We start from the raw sequence: 18,085 nt of genomic DNA, 5'->3' as shown, positions 1-18,085 counted from the left end.
GCGTGACTCTGCTCAGTACCTCGGCCCTCCTCGCCGCGGAGGGCGTCGCCCCCGTGGTGGAGGCGACCGACGTCGCGTCGTGGGGGTGGCTGCTCGTCGCCCTGCCACTCCTCGGCGCCGCGCTCCTGCTCGTCGGCGGGCGCAGGACCGACTCGTTCGGGCCCGGCCTGGCGACCCTGCTGTCATGGGGATCCTTCGCCGTCGGCCTGATGATCTTCCTGCAGATGCTGGGGGCCGACCCCGAGCAGCGGTCCATGACCAAGGACCTGTGGCACTGGGTGCCGGCGGGCGGCTTCGACCTCAGGGCCGGCATGCTGCTCGACCCGCTGTCCATCGCCTTCGTGCTGCTCGTGACCTTCGTCGGGTCGCTGATCCACGTGTACTCCCTGGGCTACATGGAGCACGACCCGGACAAGCGGCGGTTCTTCGCCTACCTCAACCTGTTCGTCGCGGCGATGCTCACCCTGGTCCTCGGCAACTCCTACCTCATGCTGTTCGTCGGGTGGGAGGGCGTGGGTCTCGCGTCCTACCTGCTCATCGGTTTCTGGAACTGGAACCCCCCCTACGCCTCCGCCGCCAACAAGGCCTTCATCGCCAACCGCGTCGGTGACGTCGGCATGATCGTCGCGATGATGGCGATGTTCGCCGCGTTCGGCACCGTCTCGTTCGCCGGGGTCAACGAGGGCGTGCAGCACGCGAGCCCCGCCCTGCTGACGTTCATCGGCCTGGCCCTGCTCCTCGCGGCGTGCGGCAAGTCGGCGCAGTTCCCGCTGCAGTCCTGGCTCGGCGACGCCATGGCCGGCCCGACGCCGGTGTCCGCGCTGATCCACGCCGCGACGATGGTCACCGCCGGTGTCTACCTCGTGGTCCGGTCGCACGCGATCTTCGACGCGGCGCCGGACGCCCGGCTCGCGGTCACGATCGTGGGAGCCGTCACGCTGACGATGGGCGCGATCATCGGCTGCGCCAAGGACGACATCAAGAAGGCCCTGGCGGCGTCCACGATGTCGCAGATCGGATACATGATGCTCGCCGCGGGCCTCGGCCCCGTGGGCTACGCCTTCGCGATCTTCCACCTGCTGACGCACGGCTTCTTCAAGGCCGGGATGTTCCTGGGGGCAGGGTCGGTCATGCACGGCATGGGGGACCGGGTGGACATGCGCACCTTCGGCCACCTCTCCGGCAAGATGCCGACGACCTGGCTGACCTTCGGCGCGGGGTGGCTCGCGATCATCGGCTTCCCGTTCCTGTCGGGCTTCTGGTCCAAGGACAAGATCATCGAGGCCGCCTTCATCGGCGACGGCTGGCGACCCTGGGTCTTCGGCTCGGTCACGATGCTCGTCGCGGGCCTGACGGCGTTCTACATGTCGCGCCTGTTCTTCATGACCTTCCACGGCCGCCGGCGCTGGCTCGCCGAGGACCACCCGCACGAGTCCCCGGCCACCATGACGGTGCCCATGATCATCCTCGCCATCGGCTCGGTCGCCCTCGGGTTCGTGCTGAACTTCCTGGGCTTCACCCACTGGCTCGAGCCCGTCGTCGGCGGTCACGGCGAGGAGCACCCGGTCCTGCCGGTGCTCGCGATCACCCTGCTGACCCAGCTGCTCATGGTGATCGGCGTCGCCGTCGCCTGGATGCGCTACTGGCGCGACGAGGTGCCCGCCGTGGCCCCCCGTGGCTCGGTCCTCACGCGCGCCGCGCGCCGGGACTTCTACCAGGACGACGTCAACGACGGCCTGTTCGTCCGACCGGGCAACGGCCTCGTGCACGGCCTGCGGTCGGTGGACGAGCACGGCGTCGACGGCGGCGTGCTGGGCCTCGGCGAGGTCGTCGAGGCCACGTCCAACGGCGTCCGCAAGCTCCAGAACGGCTTCGTCCGCTCCTACGCCCTGACGATGCTCGCCGGCGTCGTCACGATCCTTCTTGCTCTGTGGGTGGTGCAGTGATGTCCAACGTCCCCTGGTTGACCGCGATGCTGGTGATCCCCCTCGTGGGGTCCCTGGTCGTGGCCTGCCTCCCGTCCTCTCTCGCGAGCAGGGCCAGGCAGGTCGCGCTGGGCTTCTCGCTCGGGACCCTGGCGGTCGGGATCGTTGCGGCGCTGCGCTTCGACACCGACTCGAGCGCGCTGCAGCTCACGGAGCAGTACCGGTGGATCCCGTCCTTCGGCGTCTCCTACGCCCTCGGGGTCGACGGCATCTCGCTGAGCCTGATCCTGATGTCGCTCGTCCTGGCCCCCGTGTGCATCTTGGCCGCCTGGCACGACGTCCCCGAGGGCGGCAGCCGTGAAAAGACCTACTTCGCGCTGCTGCTGTCGCTGGTGCCGTTCATGGTCGGCGTCTTCGCCGCGACCGACGTCTTCTTGTTCTACGTGTTCTTCGAGGCCATGCTCATCCCGGTCTACTTCCTCGTGGCCGGCTACGGCGGCGCCCGCCGCGGGCAGGCCGCCCTGAAGTTCCTGCTGTTCTCGCTGGCCGGCGGCCTGGTCATGCTGGTCGCCCTCATCGCGCTCTACGTCCACGGCCCCGGCGGTGCCGACGGCTTCATGATCACCCGCCTCGTGGGGCTCGAGATGAGCCCGCTGGCCGAGCGCCTGATGTTCGTCGGCTTCTTCATCGCCTTCGCGATCAAGGCGCCGATGTGGCCCGTGCACACGTGGCTGCCGGACACGGCGGAGGAGGCGACTCCGGCGACCTCGACGCTGCTCGTCGGCGTCCTGGACAAGATCGGCACCTTCGGGATGCTGCGCTTCTGCCTCCCGTTCTTTCCGGAGGCGTCCCGTTGGGCGGCCCCGGTGATCCTGGTCCTGGCGCTGGTCTCGATCTTCTACGGTGCCTTCCTGGCCATCGGGAGCAAGGACATGCTGCGCCTGATCTCCTACACCTCGATCAGCCACTTCGGCTTCATCGTCCTCGGCATCTTCGCCTTCACGACCACCGGTGGCAACGGGTCGGCCCTTTACATGGTCAACCACGGCTTCACCACCGCCGCGCTGTTCCTGATCGTCGGCATGCTGATCCGCCGTCGTGGCAGTGCCAAGATCCCGGCATACGGCGGCTGGCAGCGGGTCACCCCGGCCCTGGCCGGGTGCTTCCTGGTCGCCGGCCTGTCCGGCCTGGCCCTGCCGCCCCTCGGTGCCTTCGTGTCCGAGTACCTCGTCCTCGTCGGCACCTACCAGCGCCACCACGTCATCGGCGCCATCGCCGCGCCCGCGGTGATCCTCGCCGCGCTCTACATCCTGCTGATGTACCAGCGTGTGTTCACCGGTCCGAGGCCGGAGGGCGTCGACCGGGTCCGAGACCTCACGGGCCGCGAGAAGGCCGTCGTCGTGCCGCTCATCGCGAGCTTCCTCGTGCTCGGCCTGTGGCCGAAGCCCGCGCTCGACGTCGTGAACCCGGCCATCACCAAGACCCTGCAGACGGTCGGCATCGCCGACCCGGCGCCGTCCGCCGGCGCGCAGGCCACCTCCGAGGGGAGTGCCAAGTGAGTGCGTTGGTCAGCAGCCTGGTGGCTGTGACCGGACTGTCCGGTATGCCGCAGGCTGTGCGGCCTGCCGCGGACTTCCAGGTGACGTCCATCGACTACGCGGCCGTGTCGCCCGTCCTCGTCGTGGCGATCGCCGCGCTGGTGGGTGTGCTCGTGGAGGCCTTCGTCAAGCGCGAGCTGCGCTACCGGGTGCAGACCCTCGTGGCCGTGCTCGGCCTGCTCGGCGCCTTCGCCGCGGTCGTGACGTGCGCCAGCAACAGCTGGGTCTCGACCGCCGCGGGCGCCGTCGTGGTCGACGGACCGACGCTGCTGATCCAGGGAGCGCTGCTCGTCCTCGGCGTGATGAGCGTCCTGACGATGGCAGAGCGCTTCGACTCGGCCGCGCCCGACGCCTTCACGCAGTCCGCCTCCTCCGCCCCCGGCTCCCACGGCGAGTCGCTGGCGCTGCGTGTCGGGGCGACCACTACCGAGGTCTTCCCCCTCACCATGCTGTCGATGGTCGGCATGCTGATGTTCCCCGCGGCCGGGGACCTCGTCGTGATGTTCGTGGCTCTCGAGGTGCTGTCCCTGCCGCTGTACGTCCTCGCCGGCCTGGCGCGGCGCCGGCGACTGCTCTCGCAGGAGGCCGCTCTCAAGTACTTCCTGCTGGGCGCCTTCTCGTCCGGGTTCTTCCTGTTCGGCGCCGCCCTGCTGTACGGCTACTCCGGCACCGTCCGGCTAGCGGGCATCTCCAGCGCCATCGGCACCTCGGTGGGCCTGGACGGGCTGCTCCTGCCCGGCGCGTTCTTCCTCATGGTGGGCCTGCTGTTCAAGATCGGGGCTGTCCCGTTCCACTCGTGGACCCCGGACGTCTACCAGGGCGCCCCGACGCCGGTCACGGGCTTCATGGCCGCCTGCACCAAGCTGGCGGCGTTCGGCGCCCTGCTGCGTCTGCTGTACGTCGGCCTCGCGGCCGACCGCTGGTCCTACCTGCCCGCACTGTGGGCCGTCGCGATCCTCACGATGGTGGTGGGCGCGGTCCTGACCGTCACCCAGACCGACATGAAGCGGCTGCTGGCCTACTCCTCCATCGCGCATGCGGGCTTCATCCTGGTCGGCGTGCTGTCCTTCGACCGCAGCGGCGTGGTCGGCACGATCTTCTACCTCGTCGCCTACGGCTTCATGACGATCGCCGCGTTCGCCATCGTCTCCCTGGTCCGTCGCGGCGGGTCCGAGGCCACCACCATCTCCCAGTGGTCTGGGCTGGGCCGCCGCCACCCGGTGACCGCCGCCGTGTTCAGCTTCCTGATGCTGGCCTTCGCCGGCATCCCGCTCACGTCCGGCTTCACCGCCAAGTTCGCCGCCTTCTACCCCGCGGTCGCGCACGGCGGGGGGATGGGCACCGTGCTGGCGGTCGTCGGGGTGCTGTGCTCCGTGGTCACCGCGTTCGCCTACCTGCGGGTGGTCGGTGCCCTCTGGCACGCAGACCACGACGGGTCCACGGCCGAGGTCGTCATGCCGTCCGTGGCGAGCACCGTCGCCATCGCCCTTGGCGTGACCATCACGCTGGTCCTCGGCGTCTTCCCGACCCCGCTGCTGGACCTGGCCGGACGCGCGGCGACCTTCCTGCCATGACGGGCACGTCGCTCCCGGTCGGGGCACCCCCGGAGGGCACTCCGGCCGTGGCACCGGCCACCCTGCCTGGCGCAGGACCCGAGCTGATGCGGCGGCTCACGTCGGGGCTGCTGGCGGTCGAGGCGCGCATCCGGGCCGAGGTCGACCACAAGGACCCCTTCATCGCCGGGGCCTCGGCGCACCTGCTCTCCGCGGGCAAGAGGTTCCGTCCCATCCTCACCCTGCTCGCCGCCGAGCTGGGTGGGGGCTTCAGCCGTGACGTGGAGACCGCGGCCGCGGCCGTGGAGCTGACGCACCTGGCCAGCCTCTACCACGACGACGTCATGGACGAGGCGGACCTGCGGCGCGCGGTCGTCTCGGCCAACGCGGCCTACGGCAACTCCACCGCGATCCTCGTCGGTGACCTGCTGTTCGGGACCGCGTCCAAGATGATCGCCGAGCTCGGACCCGTCGGTGTCCGCATCCAGGCCGAGACCTTCGTGCGCCTGTGCTCCGGCCAGATCCGAGACGACCACCCCTGCCCAGAGGGGACGGACCCGGTCGACTACTACCTCGGTGTTCTCGAGGACAAGACCGGGGTGCTGATCGCCACCGCCGCGCGCTACGGTGCCATGTTCTCCGGGGCGGGGGAGGAGGCGGAGCGGATCCTCGAGGCCTACGGCGAGAAGCTCGGTGTGGCCTTCCAGCTGGCCGACGACCTGCTCGACATCACCTCCGAGGACTCCGGCAAGGAGCCCGGCACCGACCTGCGGGAGGGTGTCGACACCCTGCCCGTGCTGTACGTCAAGGCGTCCACGGACCCGGCCGATGCCCGCCTGCAGGAGCTCTTGACCCGCGACCTGCGCTCGGACGCCGGGGGTCACGCCGAGGCGCTCGCCCTGCTGCGTGCACACCCGGCGCTCGACCGCGCCCAGGCCTACACCCGCCAGGTCGCCGAGGAGGCCCAGCGCCTGCTCGACCCGTTGGGTGACGGCGAGGCCGTCCGGGCGCTGCGCGCGCTGGCGGCCAGCGTGGTGGACCGCGAGGTCTAGATGTACCTCATGGTAGGGCTGTGAGGGCAATCACCCACCGGGTCGGGCCTCGGCGCCCTACAGTGCGCCCATGATCGCGCACGCACCCGCCCAGGACCGGCGGGCCGACGAGTTGCGGGATGCCCTGGCGGGCCGGGAGGCGCCGTTCGCGGTGGTCGACCTGGACGCGTGGGACGACAACGCCCGTGCGCTGCTCGACCGGGCGGGGCGGCTGCCGGTGCGGCTCGCCAGCAAGTCGGTGCGGTGCCGGGCCCTGGTGGAGCGGGCCCTGTCCCAGGGTTTCCGCGGTGTCCTCGCCTACAGCCTCGACGAGGCCCTGTGGCTCGCGGACCTCGGCGTGGACGACCTGCTCGTGGCCTATCCGCCGGTCGGGCCGGACACGCTGACGCGCCTCGCCACGCATCCGCGGCGCGACGCCGTGACGGTCATGATCGACCATCCCGACCATGTCGACCGTCTCTGCTCGGTGGTGCGGGCGACCGGGATGCACGGCCCCCTCCGCGTCTGCCTGGACCTGGACGCCTCCCTGCGCCTCGGCCCCCTGCACCTGGGGGTGCGCCGCTCGTGCCTGCGCACCCCGGAGGCCGCTGCCAGGGCGGCCCGCGTCGTCGTCGCGTGTCCCGAGCTGCGCCTGGTGGGTGTCATGTCCTACGACGCCCAGGTCGCCGGGCTGCAGGACAGCTCGGCCGCCGTCCGCCTCGTCAAGGCGGCCTCCGTCCGCGAGCTCCTGGGGCGCCGCGCAGCGGTCGTGGCCGCGGTCGAGGAGGTGCTGGGTCATCCCCTCGAGCTGGTCAACGGCGGCGGCACCGGCAGCCTGCACCTGTTCGCCGACGACGCGGTCACCACCGAGCTCGCGGCCGGGTCCGGACTGATGTCCCCGCGCCTGTTCGACGGCTACCGGGACTTCCGCCACCGCCCCGCGGCGTGGTTCGTGCTCCCCGTGGTGCGGCGACCCGCGAGGCGCGTGGCCACGTGCTTCTCCGGCGGGTATGCCGCCAGCGGGGCTGCCGGGGTCGACCGCCTGCCGACGCCCGTCTCGCCATACGGCCTGTCCCTGCTCGGGACCGAGGGCGCCGGCGAGGTCCAGACGCCGGTGCGTGGACGAGCGGCCGAGCACCTGCGCATCGGTGACCACGTGTGGTTCCGGCACGCCAAGGCCGGCGAGCTGTGCGAGCGCGTGGACCGGGTGCTGCTGGTCAGCGGCGCTGACGTGGTCGACGAGGTGCCGACCTACCGCGGCGAGGGGAAGGCCTTCGGATGAGCACGTGGACCAACTGGAGCGGCAACCAGAGCTGCCGGCCGGCCCGGGTCGCCACCCCGGTGGGGGTGGACGAGGTCGCGCAGGTCATGACCGATGCCGCGCGGGACGGGATGCGGGTCAAGCCGATCGGCGCGGGGCACTCGTTCACCGCCATCGGCCTGACCGACGGCGTCCAGGTCAGCCTCGACGCCCACAGCGGGCTGGTGGCGGTCGACCGGGCCTCCGGACGGGTGCGGGTGCGCTCCGGCACCCGACTCTTCGACCTCAACGCGCTTCTGGACGCGCAGGGCCTGGCGATGGCCAACCTCGGGGACATCGACCGGCAGTCCGTCGCCGGCGCCCTGTCGACGGGCACCCACGGCACGGGGGCCACCCTGCCCGGTCTCGCGGGCCTGGTCGAGGCGCTGGAGATCGTGACGCCGGACGGCCGGGTGCGTCGCTGCGACCGGGAGCAGGACCCGGATCTGTTCCACGCTGCCCGCGTGGGCCTCGGGGCGCTCGGCATCGTCACCGAGGTGACCCTCGCCTGCGTGCCGGCCTTCCGCATCGAGGCGCGGGAGGAGCCGGCCGTCCTGGGCGCCGTGCTCACCGACCTGGACGAGCACGTGGACGCCCACGACCACTTCGAGATGTTCTGGTTCCCCCACACCGACCGCGTCCTCACCAAGCACAACCGCCGCCTGGCCCCGGGCGACACCTCCGGGAGCGCCCTGCCCCGCTGGCGCTACCTCCTCGACGACCAGCTGCTCGCCAACGGGCTCTTCGAGCTGAGCTGTCGGCTGGCCTCCCGGGTGCCGGTCACGACGCTGCCCATCAACGCCGTCGCGAGCCGAGCCCTGTCGGCCCGCACCTACACCGACCGCTCCCACCGCGTCTTTGCCAGCCCGCGGACGGTCCGCTTCACCGAGAGCGAGTATGCCGTGCCACGGGCCGCCCTCCCGGACGTGCTGCGCGAGCTGGACCGCTTCCTCGAGCGATCCGGCGAGCGCGTCGCCTTCCCCGTCGAGATCCGCTTCGCGGCGCCCGACGACGCCTGGCTGTCCACGGGCTACGAGCGGGCCAACGCCTACGTGGCCGTGCACCACTACCGCACCGTGGACCCCCGGCGCTACTTCACCGGCTTCGAGCAGATCGTGGCGGCTCACGACGGTCGACCGCACTGGGGCAAGATGCACACGCTCGGGGTCGAGCGCCTTCGTGAGCTCTACCCCCGGCTCCCCGACGTCCTGCGCCTGCGGGACGAGCTGGACCCCGATCGGCTCCTCGGCAACGACTACCTCACCCAGGTCCTGGGGGGCGTGATGCTCCGCGGTCGCCGGGTCGTGCCACGGGGCGCGGCGGCCGCGCAGGTAGTCTGAGCGCGGCGGGGCCGTCCCGTCACAAACCGCTGGAGGGCCCCGCACGCATGTCGACCGTCGAGGTGGCGCAACCCGCCGCAGCCCACGGCCGCGGCCACGGTGACCGGCCCTCGCGCCGAGGCCCGCGCGCCGCCTGGTCCCGGGCCACCCCCGAGGAGCGCGGCGTCGGCCTCGCCTCGCTGGGGCTCGTGCTCTGGTTCCTCGTCCGCGTGCGGTCCGGGGCCGACCTGTACGACGGGTCGCACGTCGTCGCGCTGGCGCAGCGGATCGCGCAGGGCGACCGGTTGTTCGTCGACGAGATGAACGCCCAGGCCGTGGGCTCCGCGGCCGGGGCGCCGTTCGTGTGGGCGTGGACGCACCTGTTCGGTCAGAACCACCTCGTCCTGGCCTACCGCTACTGCTACGTCACGGTGGCGGTCCTGGTCGGCGTGCTGTGCTATCGCGCCCTGCGCACCCGGGTACGCCCGCTGGTGGCCTTCACGGCGGTCGCCGCGGCCTCGATGGTGACGAGCTATCACGTGGTCGGGCTGTCCTACAACACCGTGCCCACGCTGGCCATGACCATTTTCGCCTGCTGCGGCCTCGCGGCGGTTCTGGGCCCTGCCTCGAGCGCTCGTCGCTGGGTGGTGCCCGTGGGGCTGACGGCTCCGCTCGGGGCGGTGAGCCTGCAGTCGCTGCTCCCGGCGGTGGGGCTGAGCCTGCTCGTCCTCGCGGTGCTCCTGTGGCGGGACGGGCGCCGCGACGCGGTGCTGTGGCTCGTGGGCACCGCTGCTGCGGTCACCGTCCCGGTGGCGGGCTACTTCCTGGGCGCGGTCGGGTGGTCGGCCATCAGCGACACCCTCGACTACACCGTGCAGTACCAACAACCGCGCTCCGGACCGCTCGAGCGCCTCGGCTTCACGTCGATCTCCTGGCTCAAGGAGCTGGTCACCCCGGTGCGCCTGCCCGCCGTGCTGCTGGGGCTCAGCGCGGCTGTGCCCGCGCTGCCCGTCCGATGGCGTCGTGAAGCGGTCATCTGGTTCCCCCTGGTGCTGGGGGCCACCAGCCTGCTCGCGCTGCTGGTCCACGACGTCAACCTGATGCGCTACGTCGGCTCGGTCCAGCTCTACACCGCCCTGGTGATGCTCCCGGTCTGCCTGTGGTGGGTGCGCTCCCGCGGCGACCGAGAGGTCGCGACCCTGCTGCTGCTCGCCGCCCCCACCGCCCTGGTCGGCCACCCGATGGTCGCGGCCACGACCTTCGCGGGCCCGTGGTACGGCGAGTTCCCGCCAGCCTCGGTGGCTCTGGCCATCGCCACGACGGTGGGTGCCTGCCGGGTGGCGGAGCGCATCACCGGCGTCGCCGACGGGGTCGCCCTCAAGCGCTGTGCCCTCGTGTCGGTGCTGGTGATCCTGGCCTCCCAGTTCGCGACGAACTTCTACGGGAACTCACCGTGGGCCGCTCGCACGCCGGCTCCCGCCGGGGCCTACAGCGGGCTCTACAGCGGCGGCCGGGAGCTCGCCCACCTGCGGATCGTGCAGGACACCACCGACACCTGGGTGCGACCGGGGGAGAGCCTGCTCGTCTACGGCGCGGTCACCGGCGCCTTCCTCACCTCGGGGGCGCGGGCCGACACCAACATCGTGTGGCTCGAGGACTTCGGCGAGCTGGGCCGCTACACCACCGACTGGGTGCGGCAGACCGGGCGGGTGCCGGACGTGGTGCTGGTCTCCACCGACGCGATCCACGGTGACGGCATCGAGGCGATGGCGCAGCGCGACCCGATCCTCGCGTCCTTCGCCGGCACCCACCGGATCGTCGCGGGCATCCGATCCTTCAGCCCGGGTCAGTTCCGCAGCGAGGCGGGACTGGTGGTGCTGCGCCGCACCGGCACCTGATCCATCAGGGGGAGCGGCCACCCGTGGCCGGACCCGCCCGGCCGCCCAGGGCTAGCCTGGAGGGGCCCACCACCCACGAAGGACACCTCGCCGATGACACCTGCCTCCCGTCCCACCTCGGTGGGGCTGGCGTCCTGGCTCGGCCTGCGAGAAGCCTCCCTGCTGCTGGCCTGCGCCCCCGCGGGTGGTCTGCTGGTCGGGACGGTCGACCTGGCCACGTCCTCCGGCTTCGCCGACCCGGGTATGGCGCTGGCCTTCGCCCTGGTGGCGGTGTTCTACGCGGCGCAGCTCGCGGTGACGCTGGCTCGACCGGCCTGGACCGACACGTGGTGGGCCCCGGTGATCCTGACGACGTCAGCGTTGTCGTCCCCGCTGTTCACCACCTTCCTGGTCGACCCTCGCCCGCCCATCGTGTGGTTCTGGTTGCTCGAGCCCGTCGTGGTGCTGGCCGCCTACCTGTGCCGACCCGCTCACGCCGCGCTCGTGACGGTGGGGTGCCTGGGGTGCGGCTGGATCTTTCTGGCGCTGAGCGGGATCGACGTGGCGGGGCACGCGCACGCCGTCGCGGCGGGGGCTGCGGCGATCGTCCTGCCCGGCGTCGTGGCGGCCCTGGTCCTCGGCCGGGTGCGACGGCGCGAGCGGTCGGTGCTCGAGCAGACCCGCCTGGACCCGGTCACCGGTGTCCTCAACCGCCGCGGTCTCGAGCACGAGCTGAGCGAGTGGTCCGAGCGGGGCCGGGGGGCCGAGCCGGTGTGCCTGGTCTCGATCCACCTGGACTCCTTCGACGAGGCCGCGTCGGCCTGGGGCGGTGCCGCGGCTGACCAGGTGATGGCCCGGGTGGCCGTGGCGCTGGAGCGCGCCTACCACCGCAGCCACCTCGTCAGCCGGTTCGTGGACCACGAGTTCATCGTCGTCAGCGACATCGACCCCGACCTGCTCGTGCCGTCCCTGCTGCGCGCGGTGCGCGTCGCGAGCCCGCAGCGGCCCGTCACGGCCAGCGCGGGCGTGGTCTCGGGCATCCCCCTGGACCTGCTGGCCGAGGGACAGCTCGTCCCCATGGTCGAGCAGGCCCGTCAGCGGGTCACCGCGGCGCAGCTGTCCGCCGCGGGGGTGGACGCGCAGGAGTTCGAGCCCGGCACCTACGTCCCGGTCCCGGTGCCGCAGCCCGTGCCGGCGGCACCTCCTCGGGAGGAGGAGGTCGAGGCTCCCGACCTGCCGGGGAGCGACGCCCGCGTGCTCGGGTGGTGGCTGGCGGGCACCGGGGTCCTGCTGAGCGCGGTGCCGAGGCGTCCCGAGCAGTCGACACCCGTGGACGTGGCCGTCTACGCCGCGTGCCTGGTGGTGGCGTGCGCGGGGATGTGGGTGGCGCAGAGCGAGAGCGGCCACCCGCGGGTGGGGCGTGCGCTGGTGGCCCTCACGCTGCCCGTGACGGTCCTGGTGGTGATGAACGTCCCGACGGTCGAGGCCCGCTACCTCGTGGTGGTGCTGGCGGCCTACCCCGCGACCATCGCCGGGGTCCTCCTCGATCGCGTGTGGGCGCAGTGGATGGTCGTGCTCCTGCCGGTGAGCTTCGTCCTCGCGACCGCCATCGGTCCGACAGCCCTGCCGCACGCGCTCAGCGTCACGATCCTCGGCGTCGGCCTGGTCGCCGTGACCGCCCTGCTGGCCGCCATGGTCCGGCGACGGCGCCTGACCTCCCTCAACCGGTTGCACGTGCTCACCCTCACCGACCCGACGACCGGTGTGCTGACGCGCGCCGGTCTGGCGCGCGAGTTCCTCGACCTCCCGCCAGCCCGGCGCACGGGGATCCTGCTGGTCTCGGTCCTGCCGCGTGGCGCGGAGGGTCAGGGCACCGCCCTCGAGGCCGACCTCGCGGTGGTGGCCACGAGCCTGCACGAGCTCGCGCGGGGGAGAGGCGTGGTGGGTCGGGTCAGCGGTCGTGACCTGGTGCTGGTCGTGCCCGGCGCGGACCGCCTGGCTCTGCTGCGGCGCCGCCTGCAGCAGGACCTCGGCGAGCGCTCCGCCGAGGTGCAGACCCTGGTGGGGCTGGCCTACACCGACGACCACAGCGAGGGTGGGCTCTGGCAGGCGGTCAACGAGGCTGACGACGCCGTCCGGCGGCAGACCAACGGCGACCAGGGCCCCTCGCACCTCGTCCCGGTCGACGCGACGCCCTGACGCCGGCCCCTGGGTCGGGTGTCCCGGAACGTTCTCGGCCCGGGCGGCGTTGTGCCTGACATGCACCGGCACTACAACGGTCTCAAGACCGCTGCGCTCTTCGGCGTCATCTGGGCGCTGCTCCTCGGCCTCGGCGCCCTCATCGGCAACGGCCGGTACATCTGGCTGTTCGCCCTGGCTGGCCTCGCCATGACCTTCTACTCCTACTGGAACTCCGACAAGCTCGCGCTGCGCGCCATGCAGGCCTACCCGGTCACCCGGGAGCAGGCACCGGCGATGTACCGCATCGTCGAGGAGCTGTCGGCCCGCGCCGGGCAGCCGATGCCGCGGCTCTACATCTCCCCGACCGAGGCGCCCAACGCCTTCGCCACCGGCCGCAACCCGCAGAACTCCGCCGTGTGCTGCACGGAGGGGATCCTGCGGCTGCTCGACGAGCGCGAGCTGCGCGGGGTGCTCGGTCATGAGCTGATGCACGTCTACAACCGCGACATCCTCACGAGCTCGGTCGCCGCGGCGATCGCCGGGGTGATCACGAGCGTCGCGCAGATGGCGATGTTCTTCGGCGGGGGCAATGACGAGGACCGTCCCAACCCGGTCGTGATGATCCTGATGGCCCTGCTCGCCCCCCTGGCCGCGAGCCTGATCCAGATGGCGATCTCCCGCACCCGGGAGTTCGACGCCGACGAGGACGGCTCGTCGCTCACCGGGGACCCGCTGGCCCTGGCCTCGGCGCTCAAGAAGCTCGAGCTCGGGGTCGCCCGCGCGCCGCTCGCGCCGCAGCCGGACGTCGTCAACGCGAGCCACATGATGATCGCCAACCCCTTCCGCGCGCAGGACGTCAGCAAGCTCTTCAGCACCCACCCCGCCACGGCCGACCGGATCGCGCGGCTCGAGCAGATGGCGGGCTACCACGGGCGCTGAGGGTGGCGGAGGCCGTCCGGCCCCGGCCCCGTATGCCGCCGGCCCACGGCATACGGCGTGGCTGCCTCCCGCCGACCCACCGGCACGACCCGGGGTGTGAAACGGTGGGGGAATGACCAGCCTGACCCGCACGGAGGCGCGAGGACGCGCCGCGACCGTGGACCGCCCCCGCTACGCCGTCGAACTCGATCTCACCCACGGCGAGACGACCTTCGCCAGCCGCACCGTGCTGACCTTCGCCGCCACCCCGGGCGAGACCACCTTCGTCGACCTCAAGGCCACCGAGCTGCTCGAGGCGACCCTCAACGGCGAGCCCCTGCCGGCCGAGGCCTTCGCGCACGGACGCCTGCAGCTGACCGGCCTCGCCGCCGACAACGAGCTCGTCGTGCGCGCGACCATGAGCTTCAGCCGGGACGGCTCCGGCCTGCACCGTGCCGTCGACCCGGCCGACGGCGAGCACTACGTCTACGGCCACTCGTTCATGGACGCCGCGCCGCGGGTGTTCGCCTGCTTCGACCAGCCGGACCTCAAGGCGCCCTGCACGTTCACCGTGACCGCGCCGAGCGACTGGGTGGTGATCGGCAACGGCGCCGCGACCCGCGAGGGCGACGTGTGGCACCTGGCCGAGACCGCTCCGATCGCGACCTACTTCACGTCCATCTGCGCCGGGCCCTACGTGAGCGTCACCGACGAGCACGACGGGATCCCGCTGGGGCTGTTCGCCCGCCGGTCGGTCCAGGCGCAGCTCGAGGCCAACGCCCCTCGCGTCCTCGAGGTCACGCGGCGCAGCTTCGACTACTTCCACGAGCTGTTCGGGATCCGTTACCCCTTCGGCAAGTATGACCAGGTGTGGGTGCCGGAGTTCAACGCCGGCGCGATGGAGAACCCCGGCTGCGTGGTCCTGCGCGACGAGTACCTCTTCCGCTCCCGCGTCACCGGTGCGGAGCTGCTGTCGCGCGACAACACCGTGAGCCACGAGATGGCGCACATGTGGTTCGGCGACCTGGTGACGCTGGCGTGGTGGGACGACCTGTGGCTCAACGAGTCGTTCGCTGAGTACATGGCGAGCCGGTGCGTGGTGGGGACCGGGCTCTACCCCGACGCCTGGTCCGACCAGGGGATCGTGCGCAAGGCCTGGGGCTACTCCGCCGAGCGGTCGCCGTCGACGCACCCGGTCGCGGGCAACGGCTCGGAGGATGCCCTGGCCGCGCTGCAGAACTTCGACGGCATCTCCTACGCCAAGGGCTCGGCGGTGCTGCGGCAGCTCATCGCCTACATCGGGGACGACGCGTTCGTGGCCGGCGTGCGCGACTACCTGCAGCGGCACGCCCACGGCAACGCGCAGATGAGTGACTTCTTCGCCGCGATGGAGCGGGCGCACGGTGCCTCGCTGACGGCGTGGACCGACGCCTGGCTGAGGACCGCGGGGCTCGACGCCATCCGCGTCGACGTGGACTGGGACGACGAGTCCGACGTCGTCCGGCGGGCCGAGGTGGTCAAGGTGGCCCCAGAGGCGCACCCGGCCCAGCGCTCGCACGCGCTGGACGTGGCCGGATGGACCGACGGCGAGGAGGTCGTGCGCGCGCGGCTCACCCTCGACGAGGACCGCCGCGTGGTGCACGAGCTGCTCGACCGGCCACGGCCCGCCATCATCGTGCCGAACGCCTCGGACCTCACCTGGGCGACGGTCGTCCTGGACGAGGACACGCTGCGGCGCCTCCCCGAGCAGCTGGCCCAGGTGGACGACCTGGCCGCGCGTGTCGTCCTGTGGAACGCCCTCCGCGACGGGGTCGCCCTCGCGACGGTCGACCCCCGGCTGGTCGTCGACGTCTTCGCCGCGTCCTGGCCGCTGGAGCTGGACGACTCGGTGCTGTCGGCGGTCGGTCGCTACGTCCCCGACGTGGTGGTCGCGGTCTACCTCCCCGCCGACGAGCGGCCGCTCGCCCGGGAGCGGGTCGCGGACGCCGGAGCCGCCGCCCTGCAGGCCGCCGAGCCCGGCTCGACCCGGGCGCTCGCGGCCGCGCGGGTGGTCGCCTCCACCTCGCGCGACGAGGAGCTCCTGCGCCGGTGGTATGCCGGGCGCGAGCTCCCCGCGGGTCTGGCGGGCGACGCGGACTTCCGCTGGCTCGTGGCCACCACGCTCGCCGGTGACGGGGCGCTGTCCGTCGCCGAGCTGGAGGAGGCGCACGCGGCCGACGCCACGGTCGCGGGCACGCTGGCGTGGCTGGGTGCGCGGGCCGCGCGACCGCTGCCCGAGGACAAGGCCTGGGCCTGGGCGGAGCTGACGGAGCAGCGAGGTCGGTCCAACCACGAGATGAACGCCCTCGCCGGGGCGTTCTGGCGCAGCGGCGACACGGCGGTGCTGCGACCCTACGTGGAGCGCTACTTCGCCGACGTGCCGGCGATGTGCGCCTGGGTCGGGGACGACGCGATGGCCCGCGTGGCCAAGCTGGCCTATCCCGTGCAGCTCGCCGAGCCGGAGACGCTGCAGCGGTCGCAGGCCGCGCAGGGCCGCTCGGACCTCACGGCGGCGGTGCGGCGCGGGATCGTCGATCAGGAGTCCGTGCTGCGCCAGGTCCTCCTCTCCCGCGACACCTACCGGGGGTAGGGGCATCGGCCGGGCTTCGTCCGCCAGGTCGATGATCCCGCCCCCGGTAGGGGCATCAGCCGGGCTTCGTCCGCCAGGTCGATGATCCCGCCTCCGGCGGATCAGCGGATCAGCGGCAGCAGGCTCACCACCAGGGCGACGACGGGCACCGCCACGACCGTCGTCACCGCCACCACGCTCGCCACCATCTCGGAGTCGCCGCGGAACTCCTCCGCCAGCAGGAACGCGTTGACCGCCGTCGGCATCGCCAGCGCCAGCACCAGCGACCGGGTGGCCAGCGTGGGCAGCGGCAGCACCATCGCCACGGCGAGCCCGAGCAGCGGCAGCCCCACCGACCGCAGCCCCACGCTCAGCAACACGGGCGCGGTCAGGTGGATCCGCCGCGACTGCCCCAGCTGCACGCCCAGCTGCAGCAGCACCAGGGGTATGGCGGCGGCCGCGAGCAGCTCGATCCCCCGCATGACGCCGAGGGGGACCGTCATACCGGTCAGCCGCACGACCGAGGCGAGCACCAGCGCCCACAGCACGGGCAGACGCACGAGCGAGCGCAGCCCGGCCCCCAGCCCGTCGTGCGAGCCGTAGAGCACCGGCCCGATGGTGAACATCACGACCACCGACACGATGAAGATCACGAGGGCCTGGTCCAACCCGGGCTGGCCCAGCGCCAGCAGCGCCACCGGCAGCCCGAAGTTGCCGTTGTTGCCGATCACCGTGCACGCGACCACGCCTCGCCGGGTGCGCCCCGGCCAGCGAGCCGCGACGCCCCACGCGACGAGCCCCGCGAGCACGTTCGCGGCGACGTAGCCCGCGACCAGCCACACCCCCTGCCCGGGGGACACCTCGGTCTTGACGATCGAGGTGAAGGCCAGCGCTGGGGTCAGCCCGTGCATGCCCACCTTGTTGAGCGTCTGCCGGTCCAGCGCGAAGGACCGCGCCAGGACGTAGCCGACCGTGGCGACGAGCACGACGGGCAGCACGACCTGGACCAGGGCAGCAAGCACCCCGGCAGGCTAGCCAGCCGTGCCGGGGTGCGAGCGGGGCGTCTCAGCGGTAGTTGGTGAACTGCACCGCGAAGTCCAGGTCGGCCTCCTTGACCAGCCGCTGCACGGCCTGCAGGTCGTCGCGGGACTTGGACGTGACGCGCAGCTCGTCGCCCTGGATCTGCGCCTTGACCGACTTGGGTCCCTCGTCGCGGATCAGCTTGGAGATCTTCTTGGCGTTGTCCTGGCTGATGCCGTCGCGCATCGCCCCCTCGAGGCGGTACTCCTTGCCCGAGGGCTTGGCCTCCTTGTCGTCGCCGAAGTCGAAGGACTTGAGCGACACCCCGCGCCGCACCAGCTTGGTCTCGAAGACGTCGAGCACCGCGGCGCACCGCTCGGGGGTGTTGGCCTTGATCAGCACGTTGTCGCCGCTCCACTCGATGGAGGCGCCGACCCCCTTGAAGTCGTAGCGCTGGGCGACCTCCTTGGCCGCCTGGTTGATCGCGTTGTCGACCTCCTGCTTGTCGACCTTGCTGACGATGTCGAACGAGCTGTCCGCCATGGCTCCTCCTTGGGTGGTCTGTTGCCTCGATCTTACGGATTCGGCTTCACCGCTCCTCGTTGCTATGCTTGCCGACGCACCATGGCGGGTTGCCCGAGCGGCCAATGGGAGCGGACTGTAAATCCGTCGCGAAAGCTTCGAAGGTTCGAATCCTTCACCCGCCACCATGCAGTGCAGGGGCCCCGGACCGACCGCCGTCGGACCGGGGCCTT

At 72.0% G+C, this 18,085-nt stretch carries 12 protein-coding genes and 1 tRNA gene; 11 read left to right on the top strand and 2 right to left on the bottom strand.

Annotated elements, in window-relative coordinates:
• Nucleotides 1-2: 2 nt before the first annotated feature.
• The 10 genes from nuoL to pepN all read left to right on the top strand — a co-directional run bounded on the left by nuoL (nt 3) and on the right by pepN (nt 16,331).
• Nucleotides 3-1,946 carry an NADH-quinone oxidoreductase subunit L gene (gene nuoL / locus ACF3NS_RS01095; protein ID WP_392467334.1) on the top strand — a complete coding sequence of 648 codons (1,944 nt, stop codon included), beginning with the start codon at nt 3-5 and terminating at the stop codon, nt 1,944-1,946.
• On the top strand, nt 1,946-3,484 hold the full coding sequence (locus ACF3NS_RS01090) for an NADH-quinone oxidoreductase subunit M (RefSeq protein WP_392467333.1): 1,539 nt from the start codon (nt 1,946-1,948) through the stop codon (nt 3,482-3,484). Before nuoL ends, ACF3NS_RS01090 begins: the two co-directional genes overlap by 1 nt.
• A gap of 26 nt (nt 3,485-3,510) precedes the next feature.
• Nucleotides 3,511-5,097, top strand: coding sequence for an NADH-quinone oxidoreductase subunit NuoN (gene nuoN / locus ACF3NS_RS01085; RefSeq protein ID WP_392467332.1), 1,587 nt, complete (start codon nt 3,511-3,513; stop codon nt 5,095-5,097).
• Nucleotides 5,094-6,128, top strand: a complete 1,035-nt coding sequence (locus tag ACF3NS_RS01080) for a polyprenyl synthetase family protein (protein ID WP_154594353.1) — start codon at nt 5,094-5,096, stop codon at nt 6,126-6,128. Before nuoN ends, ACF3NS_RS01080 begins: the two co-directional genes overlap by 4 nt.
• Before the next feature lie 70 nt (nt 6,129-6,198).
• A complete protein-coding gene (locus tag ACF3NS_RS01075; RefSeq protein WP_154594354.1) occupies nt 6,199-7,389 on the top strand; it encodes an alanine racemase in 1,191 nt (396 codons plus the stop codon).
• Complete coding sequence (locus tag ACF3NS_RS01070; RefSeq protein ID WP_392467330.1) at nt 7,386-8,747, top strand: D-arabinono-1,4-lactone oxidase; 1,362 nt, start codon at nt 7,386-7,388, stop codon at nt 8,745-8,747. The genes ACF3NS_RS01075 and ACF3NS_RS01070 overlap by 4 nt, the downstream gene beginning before the upstream one ends.
• 47 nt (nt 8,748-8,794) lie before the next feature.
• Nucleotides 8,795-10,624: a hypothetical protein gene (locus tag ACF3NS_RS01065; protein WP_154594356.1), complete on the top strand. Its 1,830-nt coding sequence runs from the start codon at nt 8,795-8,797 to the stop codon at nt 10,622-10,624.
• A gap of 93 nt (nt 10,625-10,717) precedes the next feature.
• Nucleotides 10,718-12,802, top strand: a complete 2,085-nt coding sequence (locus tag ACF3NS_RS01060) for a GGDEF domain-containing protein (RefSeq protein ID WP_154594357.1) — start codon at nt 10,718-10,720, stop codon at nt 12,800-12,802.
• 60 nt (nt 12,803-12,862) lie between these two features.
• Complete coding sequence (gene htpX / locus ACF3NS_RS01055; RefSeq protein ID WP_154594369.1) at nt 12,863-13,723, top strand: zinc metalloprotease HtpX; 861 nt, start codon at nt 12,863-12,865, stop codon at nt 13,721-13,723.
• 112 nt (nt 13,724-13,835) lie between these two features.
• Entirely contained in the window at nt 13,836-16,331 is a 2,496-nt protein-coding gene (pepN, locus tag ACF3NS_RS01050; protein WP_392467328.1) for an aminopeptidase N, read from the top strand.
• A gap of 101 nt (nt 16,332-16,432) precedes the next feature.
• Here pepN and ACF3NS_RS01045 read toward each other — a convergent pair whose 3' ends face one another.
• Both ACF3NS_RS01045 and ACF3NS_RS01040 read right to left on the bottom strand, forming a co-directional pair.
• Nucleotides 16,433-17,332, bottom strand: a complete 900-nt coding sequence (locus ACF3NS_RS01045; RefSeq protein ID WP_392467326.1) for an AEC family transporter — start codon at nt 17,330-17,332, stop codon at nt 16,433-16,435.
• Between the two features lie 43 nt (nt 17,333-17,375).
• On the bottom strand, nt 17,376-17,873 hold the full coding sequence (locus tag ACF3NS_RS01040; RefSeq protein ID WP_154591791.1) for a YajQ family cyclic di-GMP-binding protein: 498 nt from the start codon (nt 17,871-17,873) through the stop codon (nt 17,376-17,378).
• 83 nt (nt 17,874-17,956) lie between these two features.
• Here ACF3NS_RS01040 and ACF3NS_RS01035 point away from each other — a divergent pair.
• A tRNA-Tyr gene (locus ACF3NS_RS01035) sits at nt 17,957-18,040 on the top strand.
• Nucleotides 18,041-18,085: the final 45 nt, after the last annotated feature.

Origin of the sequence: Arsenicicoccus cauae (genome assembly GCF_043162025.1) — a bacterium.
GTDB classification, from domain to species: Bacteria; Actinomycetota; Actinomycetes; order Actinomycetales; family Dermatophilaceae; genus Arsenicicoccus; species Arsenicicoccus cauae.
Note: the sequence above shows the minus strand (reverse complement) of the source record. Positions and strands in the feature narration are given on the sequence as shown.

Excerpts from the sequence above, each read along its gene's own strand:
- ACF3NS_RS01070 (WP_392467330.1), top strand. The coding sequence starts at position 7,386 with ATGAGCACGTGGACCAACTGGAGCGGCAACCAGAGCTGCCGGCCGGCC.
- ACF3NS_RS01075 (WP_154594354.1), top strand. The coding sequence starts at position 6,199 with ATGATCGCGCACGCACCCGCCCAGGACCGGCGGGCCGACGAGTTGCGG.
- ACF3NS_RS01065 (WP_154594356.1), top strand. The coding sequence starts at position 8,795 with ATGTCGACCGTCGAGGTGGCGCAACCCGCCGCAGCCCACGGCCGCGGC.
- ACF3NS_RS01080 (WP_154594353.1), top strand. The coding sequence starts at position 5,094 with ATGACGGGCACGTCGCTCCCGGTCGGGGCACCCCCGGAGGGCACTCCG.
- ACF3NS_RS01060 (WP_154594357.1), top strand. The coding sequence starts at position 10,718 with ATGACACCTGCCTCCCGTCCCACCTCGGTGGGGCTGGCGTCCTGGCTC.
- ACF3NS_RS01090 (WP_392467333.1), top strand. The coding sequence starts at position 1,946 with ATGTCCAACGTCCCCTGGTTGACCGCGATGCTGGTGATCCCCCTCGTG.
- htpX (WP_154594369.1), top strand. The coding sequence starts at position 12,863 with ATGCACCGGCACTACAACGGTCTCAAGACCGCTGCGCTCTTCGGCGTC.
- pepN (WP_392467328.1), top strand. The coding sequence starts at position 13,836 with ATGACCAGCCTGACCCGCACGGAGGCGCGAGGACGCGCCGCGACCGTG.
- ACF3NS_RS01040 (WP_154591791.1), bottom strand. The coding sequence starts at position 17,873 with ATGGCGGACAGCTCGTTCGACATCGTCAGCAAGGTCGACAAGCAGGAG.